The organism is Pseudomonas sp. HN11 (genome assembly GCF_021390155.1).
Lineage (GTDB): Bacteria > Pseudomonadota > Gammaproteobacteria > Pseudomonadales > Pseudomonadaceae > Aquipseudomonas.
In genome coordinates this window covers 1,158,269-1,170,611 of record NZ_CP089985.1, presented here as the reverse complement: position 1 = coordinate 1,170,611, position 12,343 = coordinate 1,158,269, and the positions used below count along the sequence as shown (strand labels likewise).

Here is a 12,343-nt window from a genome sequence, read left to right as displayed (position 1 = left end):
AAACACTCCTTACTGAACGGTTTCCGGACGCACGTGGCGTGCGGCAAACATCAGGGCGCCGGACAGGAAGCACGGCAATGCGCCGAACCACAGCGCGGCGGTTTGCCAGTCGCTGCCGGCGGACAACACCTGGGTCGCACCAAAACCTGCGACCACCGCGCCGATCGGGCCCATGGCATGGATGATTGCGCCACCGGTGGCACGGATGCTGGTGGGGAAGCTCTCACTGATAAAGAACAACGCTGCCGAGTACGGCCCGATCAGGAAGAACAGACCCAGGCTGTACAGCCCGACCACCATCGGCATATTGCTCGGCCCGAACAGCATCCCGGCGAACGACAGGCCGCCAAGCATCCAGCCCAGGCCGATCACGTTGCGACGGCCGATCTTGTCGCCCATCCAACCGTGGCTGAGGTAGCCGCAATAGCCCACCAGGTTCGACAGCACCAGGATGATCAGCGAGTTCTCGAACGAGATGTGATGCACGCTGACGATCACCGACGTACCCAGCACGCTGAACACCTGGATGGCCGCCCAGTTGAGCAACAGTGCCGCGCCGATCACTAGAGTGGCGCGACGCGCCGGGCCACGGAACGCGGCTTTGAGGCCGGCCTTGCTGTGTTCGTCGTAGTCCACGCCGTAAGTCATGGCGACGTTTTGCGCTTGCGTCACGGCGCCGCTTTTACGCAATTGGCTGATGCGCTGGTGGATCTGAAACTGCGGGCTCTCCTTGAGCTTGCGCGCCATGATCGCGATCACAATCGCCGGGATCGCGGCGAAGATGAAGCAGCCCTGCCAGCCAATGATCGGCAGCAGCAGCGCGGTCAAACCGGCGGCAATCAAAGCCCCCACCGGCCAGCCGCCTTGCACCAGGCTGTAGATAAAGCCACGACGCTTGGTCAGTCGCGGATCTTCCGAGGCGCCATACAACTCACTCAAATAAGTGGCGTTGACGGTTTCTTCGGCATAACCCAGACCGCCCAACGAACGGATCAGAATCAGCGGCGACTTGCCCCACGCGCCGCCGATCGCGGTCAGTGCCGAGCACAGCGCGGAACCGGCCACGGTGAAGATGATGCCGGTGCGTCGCCCCAGTTTGTCCACGACCGGGCCAATGGCAAACGCGACCACCGCCGTGCCGACCGCTACCCACGTCGCGATTTCAGCTTGCTCCACTTCACCCCAGCCGAAATGCCGGCCGATTTCCGGCAGCAAAGTGCCGAACAGGATGAAGTCATACACCGCAAACACCCAGGCGAAAAACGCGATCCAGGTGGCGAAACGTACCTCCTTGGACGTCAGTTGCCGGGGTTTCCAGCCAGTCAGGTCAAGCTTGTTGTAGATGGACATGGGTCGCGCCTCAGGGGTGGGGGCCGTTTATTAGAGTCAGGTACGGGGTTGGCGTCGGATAAAGTCGTCGGCGATTTCGTCGAAGGTGACGAAGCGCACGCCGGCATGGCTCTGGATGTGTTCGATCAGGCGCTCGAGCATCAGCAGCACTTGCGGGCGGCCGGAGACGTCGGGGTGGATGGTCATGGTGAACACCGCGTGTTCGTGTTCGCGATAGACCCAGTCGAACTGGTCACGCCACATTTCTTCGAGGTGGCGCGGGTTGACGAAGCCATGGCTGTTGGGGGCTTTCTTGATGAACATCATCGGCGGCAGGTCATCGAGGTACCAGTTGGCCGGGATCTCCACCAGGTCGGTTTCTTCGCCACGCACCAGGGGCTTCATCCACGTGTCGGGGTGCTGGCTGTAGTCGATCTTGGTCCAGCTGTCGCCCTTGCGCACGTAGTAAGGGTGGAAGTCGTTGTGCATCAGGCTGTGGTCGTACTTGATGCCTTTTTTCAGCAGGAGTTCGTTGGTGACCTTGCTGAATTCCCACCACGGCGCCACATAGCCCGTCGGGCGTTTGCCGGTGACCTGAGTGATCAGCTCGATGGATTTATCCAGGACGATTTCTTCCTGTTCGGCCGTCATGGCGATGGGGTTTTCGTGGCTGTAGCCGTGCACGCCGATTTCGTGACCTGCGTCGGCCACGGCCTTCATCTGCTCAGGGAAGGTTTCCATCGAGTGGCCGGGAATAAACCAGGTGGTGCGCAGGCCGTAGCGTTCGAACAGTTTGAGCAGGCGCGGCGCGCCGACTTCACCGGCGAACAGGCCACGGGAGATGTCGTCCGGCGAGTCTTCGCCGCCGTAGGAACCGAGCCAGCCGGCGACGGCGTCAACGTCGACGCCGAATGCACAGAGGATGTCTTTAGCCATGATGTGTCTCCTTAAACGTTGAGTACGGATTCGACGGACAACGCTGCGCGCAACAGGCGAGCGTCTTCCCCCGTCGGGGCGCTGAGCAGCAGCCCGGTGGGCAGGCCCAGGGCATCGCAGCCGCTGGGCAAGGTCACGCCAGGCATGTCGAGCAAACTGCCGGGCATGGTCAGGCGCAGGGTGGCGAGGTTGGTTTTCACGAACAGGTTGTCGTCGGCTTCCAGCGGTGCCAACGCCGGGGCGACGTGGGCGACGGTCGGGGTGATCAGGATGGCGCCGTCGAGGTCGTCGACCAGTTGCTGTTGCAGGCGGCAGCGGGCGTCAACCAGATGCAGCAGTTGGCTGGCCGGCAGCGTGCGCGCGGCTTCAAGGCGGCGTCGTACACGAGGGTCGAGTTGTTCGGCGTCGGGGCTGTCGAGCAGGGCTTCGTGCAGGGCGTAAGCTTCGAAGGAACCGAGCCAGCCGTGATGCTTGATCAAGTCCAAGGTAGCCTGGAACGTCAGGCACTCGCGCTCTTCGATCAGGGCGCCGTGGGCCTTGAGTTGCTCCACTGCACGCAGCAGGTTGTTGCGCACGGCGGGCTCGACATCGTGTTGCGCCAGCGCAAAACGCTGGCCCTCAAGGCTGCGGGCGGTGTGCGTTTGGCGGCGGCCATGCAGCAGGTCGTCGATGGCCAGCGCATCGCGCACGCTGCGGGTCAGCGGGCCCAGGCTGTCGAGGGTGTGGGCGAGCGGGAACACCCCGTCGCGGCTGTAGCGTCGGCTGCTGCTGCGGTAACCCACCAAGCCATTGAATGCCGACGGGATGCGGATGGAACCGGCGGTGTCGGTGCCCATGGCGATGGGCACAATGCCGGCGGCGACGGCTACCGCTGAACCCGAAGACGATCCGCCAGGAATGCGTGGCTGGTCAGTCCCATGGGGATTGTGTGGCGTGCCGAAATGCGGGTTCAGGCCCAAGCCGGAATAGGCCAGTTCGCTGAGGTTGGTCTTGCCCACGCTGACCATCCCGGCGCGGCACAACAGGCCGACAGTGGGGGCGTCGATCAAGGCGGTGGGCGCGGCGCGGCGATAGGCGGCGCCCGCTGTAGTAACGCTGCCGGCCACGTCGAACAAGTCTTTCCAGGCCAACGGCACACCATCCAACACGCTCAATGGCTGGCCAGCGCGCCAACGGGCTGCGGCGGCTTCGGCTTCACGGCGGGCGCGTTCGGCAGTCAGACTGATAAAGACGGCAGGCGTGTGGCTGGCCTTTTCGAGAGCCTGTTCGAGGGCTTGCACTGGGTCGCTGCGACCGCTGGCGAAATCCTCGGCCATTGAAGTGGCGTCTGACATGAGAATGACTCCCGCAAAAACGTACATATTAATAAAATGTACATTTTACAAAGGCAGCTTTCGTGCCAGTCTTGATTGAGCTGTTTCTTCGCGATGAGGGAATCCCGCCTAGAGCTACGGGATAGATGGCTTTAAAGAGTATGAAAAATTCTTGCACACATGCCGAAAAGCACCTTCAATGAAATAATGTATCTTTTATTAATAAGTACATTTTGGTGCAAAAAAGTAACATTCCTACATATCCAGCCCCAATAAAGTGCCACTGCTGTGGCGCAGGGTGACAGGCGCAACTTATGAGAGAATCCCCGGCCACCGTCCTACAAGCCTCAGAGAAAGCGATGAAAGCAGTGTCCGCCTCGGCCTCCCGTTACGCGATGATTCATCAGGTATTGCGTGATGCGATCGTCAACGGCACCGCGCGCCACGGTCTGGTCTTGCTGGAGGCACCGCTGGCGGAATTGTTCGGCACCAGCCGTGTGCCGGTACGCCGAGCCCTGGACCTGCTGCATGAAGAAGGACTGATCTGCCGCTTCAATGGCCGGGGTTATCTGATCAACCCCGAAGGCCTGGCGATGGAGCCGCTGCGCTTGCCCTTGAGCCATGCGCACTTGGGCCTCAACGGCGAAGATGAGTTGGTGGACACACGGCCGTTGGGCGAGCGCATCGTCGAGGAAATTGGCGCGGCGTTATCCACCTGCATTGCCTTCGGCCACTACCGTTTGGACGAGCAAGCCGCCGCCGACCACTACGGCGTCAGCCGCGCGGTGGTGCGTGAAGCGCTGATGCGCCTGCGCGACCGGGGGTTGGTGGAAAAAGAGCCCTACTCCCAATGGCTGGCCGGCCCCTTGACCGCCCGTGAAGTCACCGAAGACTACGAGCTGCGCGCCTGCCTGGAACCCGAAGCCCTGCGCCAAAGCGCCCCAGACCTCGATCGCGAATTACTGGAAGCCATGTTGCAACGTGTACGGGACGCCCAGGGCAGCCCCCACTGCAGCCTGGAGGCCATCGAGCAGATCGAGGAGGACTTGCACCAGCGCTGTCTCGCCGGCCTGCAGAATCGCAAGATCGCGGCGTTGATCCGCCAAGGGCAGAGCCCGATGATCATCAGCCGGATTTTTTACCGTCTGCTGGGTATCGGCGCCGATCCAGCCATGCTGGCCGAACATCGTCTGATTCTGGAGTTGTTATTACATGGCGCATTTGACGCAGCAGCGTTAAACCTGCGCGAGCATTTGCAACGCGCACGGCAGCGCATGCTGCAACGATTGAAAGTATTGTCAGTGTTGCCGGAGCAGCCCTTGCCGAGTTACCTGCACAAGATCAGCTGAATTTATGCAATTTGTTGCTAACTGCACGCGACCATTGAAACCACCGCTACCCCGCCCCATCTAACCTGCATACTTCCTGATGCAGGTGCCCCATGAGCGACCAGCAAGAATTCCCTGATTACGATCTCAACGATTACGCCGACCCCGAAAACGCTGAATCCGCCTCGTCCAACACCGGCCTGACCCTGCCTGGGCAAAACTTGCCGGACAAGGTCTACATCATCCCGATCCACAATCGGCCCTTCTTCCCGGCGCAAGTGCTGCCGGTGATCGTCAACGAAGAGCCGTGGGCCGAGACCCTGGAACTGGTGAGCAAATCCGACCACCACTCCCTGGCCCTGTTCTTCATGGACACGCCGCCGGAAGACCCACGCCATTTCGACACCTCCAGCCTGCCGTTGTACGGCACCCTGGTGAAGGTGCACCACGCCAGCCGCGAAAACGGCAAGCTGCAATTCGTCGCCCAGGGCCTGACCCGCGTACGCATCAAGACCTGGCTCAAGCACCACCGCCCACCGTACCTGGTGGAAGTCGAATACCCGCACCAGCCAAGCGAGCCGACCGATGAGGTCAAGGCGTACGGCATGGCGCTGATCAATGCGATCAAGGAACTGTTGCCGCTCAACCCGCTGTACAGCGAAGAACTGAAGAACTACCTCAACCGCTTCAGCCCCAACGACCCGTCGCCACTGACCGACTTTGCCGCTGCGTTGACGTCGGCCACGGGTAACGAGTTGCAGGAAGTGCTGGACTGCGTGCCCATGCTCAAACGCATGGAAAAAGTGCTGCCGATGCTGCGTAAAGAGGTCGAAGTCGCGCGCCTGCAAAAAGAACTGTCCGCCGAGGTAAACCGCAAGATCGGCGAGCACCAGCGCGAGTTCTTCCTCAAGGAACAACTCAAGGTCATCCAGCAGGAACTGGGCCTGACCAAGGACGATCGCAGCGCGGATGTCGAGCAGTTCGAGCAACGCCTGGAAGGCAAGGTGTTGCCTGCCCAGGCGAAAAAACGCATCGATGAAGAACTGAACAAACTGTCGATCCTAGAGACCGGTTCGCCGGAATACGCGGTGACGCGCAACTACCTGGACTGGGCCACCTCGGTGCCGTGGGGCGTGTACGGCGAGGACAAACTCGACCTCAAACACGCGCGCAAGGTGTTGGACAAGCATCACGCGGGCCTGGATGACATCAAGAGTCGCATCCTCGAATTTCTCGCGGTGGGCGCTTATAAAGGCGAAGTCGCCGGCTCCATCGTGCTGCTGGTCGGCCCGCCGGGCGTGGGCAAGACCAGTGTGGGCAAATCCATCGCCGAGTCCCTGGGCCGGCCGTTCTACCGTTTCAGCGTGGGCGGCATGCGTGACGAAGCCGAGATCAAGGGCCATCGCCGCACCTACATCGGCGCGCTGCCAGGCAAGCTGGTGCAAGCGCTCAAGGATGTGGAAGTGATGAACCCGGTGATCATGCTCGACGAGATCGACAAGATGGGCCAAAGCTTCCAGGGCGACCCGGCCTCGGCGCTGCTGGAAACCCTCGACCCGGAACAGAACGTCGAATTCCTCGACCATTATCTGGACCTGCGCCTGGACCTGTCCAAAGTGCTGTTCGTGTGCACCGCCAACACCCTGGATTCGATCCCCGGCCCGTTGCTGGACCGCATGGAAGTGATTCGCCTGTCGGGCTATATCACCGAAGAAAAAGTCGCCATCGCCAAGCGCCACCTGTGGCCAAAACAGCTGGAAAAAGCCGGCGTGTCGAAAAACAACCTGACCATCAGCGACGGCGCCCTGCGCGCGTTGATCGACGGCTATGCACGGGAAGCCGGGGTGCGTCAGCTGGAGAAACAGCTGGGCAAACTGGTGCGCAAGGCCGTGGTCAAGCTGCTGGATGAGCCGGACTCGGTGATCAAGATCGGCAACAAGGACCTGGAAAGCTCGCTGGGCATACCGGTGTTCCGCAACGAGCAAGTGTTGTCCGGTACCGGTGTGATCACAGGCTTAGCCTGGACCAGCATGGGCGGCGCGACCCTGCCGATTGAGGCGACGCGCATCCATACACTCAACCGCGGTTTCAAGCTCACCGGGCAGTTGGGTGAAGTGATGAAGGAATCTGCGGAAATTGCCTACAGCTACATCAGCTCGAACCTGAAGTCGTTCGGCGGCGATCCGAAGTTCTTCGACGAAGCCTTCGTGCACTTGCACGTGCCGGAAGGCGCCACGCCGAAGGACGGCCCGAGCGCCGGGGTGACCATGGCCAGTGCGCTGCTGTCGCTGGCGCGTAACCAACCGCCGAAGAAAGGCGTGGCGATGACCGGTGAGCTGACGTTGACCGGGCATGTGCTGCCGATTGGCGGGGTGCGCGAAAAAGTGATCGCGGCGCGGCGCCAGAAGATCCATGAGCTGATCCTGCCGGAGCCCAATCGCGGCAGTTTTGAAGAGTTGCCGGAATACTTGAAGGAAGGCATGACCGTGCACTTTGCCAAGCGCTTTGCGGATGTAGCGAAGGTGCTCTTCTAACAGATCTCTATCGGCTTTAATGGCCTCTTCGCGAGCAAGCCCGCACACATTTTGACCGAGTACACCCTTTGGAATGCGGTCAAAATGTGGGAGCGGGCCTGCTCGCGAAAGCGCCGGCCCAGTCACCACAAATCCCCTCCTGTCACACCTTGTCTCATCTTCGGTTATGCTCGCCCTTCGTCGTGAATCAACGGAGCCCCCATGACCGCTGCCCGCCTGCTTCTCCCCTTGAGCCTTGCCCTGCTGGCCGCGTGCGCCAGCGCCCCGAAGCAAAATGTGACCGTGGACAACCAGAGCGCCTGCCCGCTCCAGCTTAAAACAGGGCAGAACCTGATCCTCACCCTGCCCAGCAACCCCACCACCGGTTACCGCTGGGCCATTCAGGACTCCGCAGGCGGCGTATTGCGCGCATTGAGCCCCGAGGTCTACAGCAGTTCGGAATCCGGCGTGATCGGCGGCGGTGGCCAGTCGACCTGGCGCTTCCAGGCTTTCACCACCGGCCAGGGCCGTTTGCGCCTGACCTCCCAGCAACCCTGGGAGCCGGAAGCCGAGCCTGTCGAAACCTTTGACTGCGCCATTACGGTGAACTGATATGCCATGGCTGATTCTTGCGCTGATGGGCGCCGGCACCTTTATCTACGGCCTGACCACCCATGCCACCTTGTTGTGCCTGCTGGTCAAGCCACTGCCGGTGCTGGCGCTTCTGGGCTGGTTGCATGACGCGCCGCCCACCGACTATCGACGCTGGATCAGCCTGGGCCTGATTTTTTCCCTGGTGGGCGATGTGCTGCTGGCCTGGCCAGGCGACCTGTTTATCTTTGGCCTGGGGGCGTTCCTGTTTGCGCACCTGGCCTACCTCAAGGCCTATTTCAGTGACTGCCGCCGCCTGGCGCTGCTGCCGCTGGTATTGGCGCTGGGGATGGGGGCTGTGCTACTGAGCATCCTGATCTCCCACGGCCTCGGTGATTTGCTGATCCCCGTGGTGATTTACGCCGCCGTGATCAGTGCGATGCTCTGGCGAGCGTTGGCACGCCTGGGCAGCGAAGTGCCAAAACGCTCGGCTCTGCTGGCGGCGGCGGGTGCGATGTCGTTTGTGTTTTCCGACACGCTGATTGGCATCAACCGGTTTGTGGCGGCGTTCGAGGCGGCCCCGTATTTGCTGATCATCACGTATTGGCTCGGCCAGTGGGGTATCACCGCCTCGGCTTTCCATCAGACAACCCGCGCACATGAGGGCCAAGTTGGCTAAAATGCCGGCCTTTCCCCATCGTCGCCGGAACAACCGTGAGCAAAGAACCCGATCGCCTATTCGCCCAGCCCCTGCCACAGGTGCCGGACTTCGCCTTTAACGAAGACGTGGTGCGGGTGTTCCCGGACATGATCAAGCGCTCGGTGCCGGGCTATCCGACCATCGTCGAGAACCTCGGCGTACTCGCCGCGCAGTTCGCCCAACCCAATAGCGTGCTGTATGACCTGGGCTCATCCCTCGGCGCAGTGACTCAGGCCCTGCGCCGCCATGTGCGCACCGACGGTTGCCGTGTGATCGCGGTGGATAACTCGGCCGCGATGGTCGAGCGTTGCCGTGAATACCTTAATGGCCAGGACTCGATGTTCCAGGAGTTGCTGCCGGTTGAAGTGATCGAGGGCGATATCCTCGCACTGCAATTCCAACCAGCCTCAGTGGTGGCGCTGAACTTCACCCTGCAATTCATCGCGCCCGAGGAGCGCCTCGCGCTGCTCACGCGCATCCGCCAATCGCTGCTGCCGGGCGGTGCGCTGATCCTCTCGGAGAAGCTGCGGTTCAACGATGCGCAAGAACACGCACTGCTCACCGACCTGCACATCGCGTTCAAACGCGCCAACGGCTACAGCGAACTGGAAATCGCCCAGAAGCGGAGCGCCATCGAAAACGTCATGAAGCCCGACAGCCTCGAAGAACACCGCGAACGCCTGCTGGCGGCCGGGTTCTCGACAGTCGTGCCGTGGTTCCAATGTCTTAACTTTGCCTCGTTGATTGCCTTGCCATGATTGATCTGTCCCCTCTCGCCCGCCACTTGGTCGGCACTCCCCTGGCCGTCTGGGCCCAGGGCCTGCAAGCACAACTCGATAGCAAGATGGAAAAGGGCCATGGCGACCTGGAGCGTTGGCAGAGTGCGCTCGACGCGCTGCCGAAGATCCTGCCCAGCGAAGTGGATTTGCTCAACGGCCTGACCCTCGATACCGATTGCGACGACGATACCCGTGCGCAAATGCACACTGCACTGATGGGCCTGAGCCCCTGGCGCAAGGGGCCGTTCCACCTGTTCGGGGTGCATGTGGACACAGAATGGCGCTCGGACTGGAAGTGGTCCCGTGTTGCGCCGCATTTGAACTTGAAGGGCAAGCGCATCCTCGACGTGGGCTGCGGCAACGGTTACTACATGTGGCGCATGCTCGGTGCCGGCGCCGACAGCGTGATTGGCGTTGATCCGAACTGGCTGTTCTTCTGTCAGTTCCAGGCGGTGCAGCGTTACCTGTCCGAGCCTAAGGCCTGGCACCTGCCGTTCCCGTTCGAAGACCTGCCGTCGAACCTCGAAGGGTTCGACACGGTGTTTTCCATGGGAGTGTTTTATCACCGCCGTTCGCCGATCGAGCATTTGCTGGCGTTGAAGGACACCCTGGTCAAGGGCGGTGAACTGGTGCTGGAAACCCTGGTGGTCGAAGGCGATCAGCAGCAGGTACTGGTGCCGGAAGACCGTTACGCACAGATGCGCAACGTGTGGTTCCTGCCGTCGGTGCCGGCGTTGATGCTGTGGTTGCGCCGTGCGGGCTTCAACGACGTGCGCTGTGTGGATGTGAGCGTGACCACCGTCGAGGAACAGCGTGGGACGCAGTGGATGAAGTATCAGTCGCTGAGTGACTTCCTCGATCCGCAAGATCACAGCAAGACCATTGAAGGGCTGCCGGCACCGATGCGGGCGGTGATCATCGCTCGCAAATAAATTTTAAAGGGACGGTTTGGTTCTTCGCGCCTTGAAAAACTCACTCAAGACCGTCCCGCACTCCTCGGCCAACACCCCCCCTTCGAACAGCACCTTATGATTGAGAAAGCCCTGGGTAAAAAACTGCCCCTGGCTTTGCACAATCCCCGCCTTGGGTTCCAGCGCGCCGTACACCACCCGCGCAATCCGCGAATGCACGATCAAGCCCGCGCACATGCTGCACGGCTCCAGGGTCACATACAGCGTGCTGCCCACCAGGCGGTAGTTGCTGATGGCTTGCGCGGCGGCGCGGATGGCGACCATTTCAGCATGGGCGCTGGGGTCGTTGCCGCTGATGGGGCAGTTGAAGCCACGGCCGATGATTTCACCGTCCTGTACCAGCACTGCACCGACGGGCACTTCGCCCAATGCCGCACCTTGGGCGGCAAGGGCCAGGGCCTCGCGCATGAAGTCCTGGTCGCGGCTGCGGTCGATGATCGCGGTAGGGCGAATCTGACGCATCACGCCACCTCGATGGCGGCCATCAGGCCGGTTTCCATGTGGTCGATCACGTGGCAGTGGAACATCCACACCCCTGGGTTATCCGCCACCAACGCCACGCGAGCGCGTTCGTTCTTGCCCAACAGGTAGGTGTCGGTGAAGTACGGGATCACCTTGTGGCGGTTTGAGGCGATCACCTTGAAGCTCATGCCATGCAGGTGGATCGGGTGCTGGTACTGAGTCATGTTCTTCAATTCAAAAATGTAGCTCTTGCCTTTTTCCAGCCTGGCGATCGGGCGGTCGGCGCAGGTCTTGTCGGTGATGTCCCAGGCCTTGCCGTTGATCTGCCATAGGCTGGGCGGTTTGCCGTTGTCGGTATTGACCGAGACCGAACCGACCCACTCGAAATTGAAGTTGAGTTTCTCGGCATTGGCCAGGTCCGGCTCGGCAATCGGGTTGGCGGGCAGCGCTGGCGGCCATTCGGTCGGCGCGTCGGTGTTGGCCACCGAACGGAAGGTGCCCAAGCGCACCGGGCCATTGCGGATCGACAATTCTTCGCCGGCCGGCGGTGCCTTGATCGCCAGGCAGATACGCATGCCCGGGCCCAGCCAGTATTCCTTGCCCAACGGGCGCGGCTCGATAGGGTTACCGTCCAGTGCGTAGATCTGCGCTTCAACGTCGGGAATATTGATGCGATAGGTCAAGGTGTTGTCGAGGTTGAGCAGCCGCACGCGGGTAATCTGCCCGGCCGGCAAATCGATCACGGCCTGGGACACGCCGTTGATCGTCGACAACCGCCCTGCGGTGCCGCCACGTGCCGCTTCACGGGGGATGCTGAAGGCGACAAAGGCGCCCTCTTCGTCCACGTGCCAGCTTTTCAGGCTGAGGGTGCGCTCATGTTTGAAACCGGTGGGTTCGCGCTCTTCGATGATCAGCGGGCCGACCAGGCCACGGCCGAGTTCTTCGCTGCTGTTCACGTGGGGGTGATACCAGTAGCTGCCGGCGTCGGGCACACGGAATTTGTAATCGAAATACTCACCGGGCAGTACCGGCAATTGAGAAACGTAGGGCACACCATCCATTTCCAGCGGCAGGCGGATGCCGTGCCAGTGGATGGTGGTGGCGACCGGCAGGTGGTTGATAAAGCGCACCCGCAGCCATTCGCCCTGGCGCACCCGCAGCTCGGTACCCGGCGCCGACGGGCCGAACGCCCAGGCTTCGGTCTTGTGACCCGGCACCAGTTCCACATCCAAAGGAGCGGCGATCAGCTCGTAGTCATGTCCCGCCTCGGCCTCGGCGACTTTCCCTAGCCAGTAGCGGTAGGCGCCACCGGCACCCGCCCCCACTACGGCCAAGCCTGCAAGACCACCCAGGATTTGTCGACGGGAAAAGGATCGGGACACAACAACCTCACGTATCTGCCACAGGCGCAGGGCCTGCAA

11 protein-coding genes are annotated in these 12,343 nt (G+C 61.5%); 6 read left to right on the top strand and 5 right to left on the bottom strand.

Annotated features, from left to right (window positions below; all coding sequences use genetic code 11):
• Window positions 1-9 precede the first annotated feature (9 nt).
• Genes LVW35_RS05320 through LVW35_RS05310 form a run of 3 tightly spaced genes read right to left on the bottom strand, consistent with a single transcriptional unit; the run spans window position 10 to window position 3,599 of the window.
• Window positions 10-1,350 (bottom strand): MFS transporter, encoded by a 1,341-nt coding sequence (locus LVW35_RS05320; protein WP_233894092.1) that lies wholly within the window; start codon window positions 1,348-1,350, stop codon window positions 10-12.
• Window positions 1,351-1,386: 36 nt separating this feature from the next.
• Window positions 1,387-2,265, bottom strand: coding sequence for a polysaccharide deacetylase family protein (locus LVW35_RS05315; protein ID WP_010212857.1), 879 nt, complete (start codon window positions 2,263-2,265; stop codon window positions 1,387-1,389).
• Window positions 2,266-2,276: 11 nt separating this feature from the next.
• Window positions 2,277-3,599 carry an amidase gene (locus LVW35_RS05310; RefSeq protein ID WP_233894091.1) on the bottom strand — a complete coding sequence of 441 codons (1,323 nt, stop codon included), beginning with the start codon at window positions 3,597-3,599 and terminating at the stop codon, window positions 2,277-2,279.
• A gap of 338 nt (window positions 3,600-3,937) precedes the next feature.
• Between LVW35_RS05310 and LVW35_RS05305 the strand changes: the two genes are divergently transcribed.
• From LVW35_RS05305 to cmoB, 6 genes are all read left to right on the top strand, one after another.
• Window positions 3,938-4,927 (top strand): GntR family transcriptional regulator, encoded by a 990-nt coding sequence (locus LVW35_RS05305; protein ID WP_233894090.1) that lies wholly within the window; start codon window positions 3,938-3,940, stop codon window positions 4,925-4,927.
• A gap of 92 nt (window positions 4,928-5,019) precedes the next feature.
• Window positions 5,020-7,440: an endopeptidase La gene (gene lon, locus LVW35_RS05300; protein WP_233894089.1), complete on the top strand. Its 2,421-nt coding sequence runs from the start codon at window positions 5,020-5,022 to the stop codon at window positions 7,438-7,440.
• A gap of 201 nt (window positions 7,441-7,641) precedes the next feature.
• A complete protein-coding gene (locus LVW35_RS05295) occupies window positions 7,642-8,031 on the top strand; it encodes a protease inhibitor I42 family protein (RefSeq protein ID WP_233894088.1) in 390 nt (129 codons plus the stop codon).
• A 1-nt stretch (window position 8,032) separates the two neighbouring features.
• Window positions 8,033-8,689, top strand: a complete 657-nt coding sequence (locus LVW35_RS05290) for a lysoplasmalogenase (RefSeq protein ID WP_233894087.1) — start codon at window positions 8,033-8,035, stop codon at window positions 8,687-8,689.
• Window positions 8,690-8,724: 35 nt separating this feature from the next.
• Window positions 8,725-9,468: a carboxy-S-adenosyl-L-methionine synthase CmoA gene (gene cmoA, locus LVW35_RS05285; RefSeq protein WP_233894085.1), complete on the top strand. Its 744-nt coding sequence runs from the start codon at window positions 8,725-8,727 to the stop codon at window positions 9,466-9,468.
• A complete protein-coding gene (cmoB, locus tag LVW35_RS05280) occupies window positions 9,465-10,421 on the top strand; it encodes a tRNA 5-methoxyuridine(34)/uridine 5-oxyacetic acid(34) synthase CmoB (RefSeq protein WP_233894083.1) in 957 nt (318 codons plus the stop codon). Before cmoA ends, cmoB begins: the two co-directional genes overlap by 4 nt.
• A 3-nt stretch (window positions 10,422-10,424) precedes the next feature.
• Here cmoB and tadA read toward each other — a convergent pair whose 3' ends face one another.
• Together tadA and LVW35_RS05270 are read right to left on the bottom strand one after the other, a co-directional pair.
• Window positions 10,425-10,922 carry a tRNA adenosine(34) deaminase TadA gene (gene tadA / locus LVW35_RS05275; protein ID WP_233894082.1) on the bottom strand — a complete coding sequence of 166 codons (498 nt, stop codon included), beginning with the start codon at window positions 10,920-10,922 and terminating at the stop codon, window positions 10,425-10,427.
• Entirely contained in the window at window positions 10,922-12,304 is a 1,383-nt protein-coding gene (locus LVW35_RS05270) for a multicopper oxidase family protein (protein WP_233896406.1), read from the bottom strand. Before LVW35_RS05270 ends, tadA begins: the two co-directional genes overlap by 1 nt.
• Window positions 12,305-12,343 lie beyond the last annotated feature (39 nt).

Coding starts and splice junctions, on each gene's coding strand:
- LVW35_RS05320 (WP_233894092.1), bottom strand. CDS start 1,350: ATGTCCATCTACAACAAGCTTGACCTGACTGGCTGGAAACCCCGGCAA.
- LVW35_RS05315 (WP_010212857.1), bottom strand. CDS start 2,265: ATGGCTAAAGACATCCTCTGTGCATTCGGCGTCGACGTTGACGCCGTC.
- LVW35_RS05310 (WP_233894091.1), bottom strand. CDS start 3,599: ATGTCAGACGCCACTTCAATGGCCGAGGATTTCGCCAGCGGTCGCAGC.
- LVW35_RS05305 (WP_233894090.1), top strand. CDS start 3,938: ATGAAAGCAGTGTCCGCCTCGGCCTCCCGTTACGCGATGATTCATCAG.
- lon (WP_233894089.1), top strand. CDS start 5,020: ATGAGCGACCAGCAAGAATTCCCTGATTACGATCTCAACGATTACGCC.
- LVW35_RS05295 (WP_233894088.1), top strand. CDS start 7,642: ATGACCGCTGCCCGCCTGCTTCTCCCCTTGAGCCTTGCCCTGCTGGCC.
- LVW35_RS05290 (WP_233894087.1), top strand. CDS start 8,033: ATGCCATGGCTGATTCTTGCGCTGATGGGCGCCGGCACCTTTATCTAC.
- cmoB (WP_233894083.1), top strand. CDS start 9,465: ATGATTGATCTGTCCCCTCTCGCCCGCCACTTGGTCGGCACTCCCCTG.
- tadA (WP_233894082.1), bottom strand. CDS start 10,922: ATGCGTCAGATTCGCCCTACCGCGATCATCGACCGCAGCCGCGACCAG.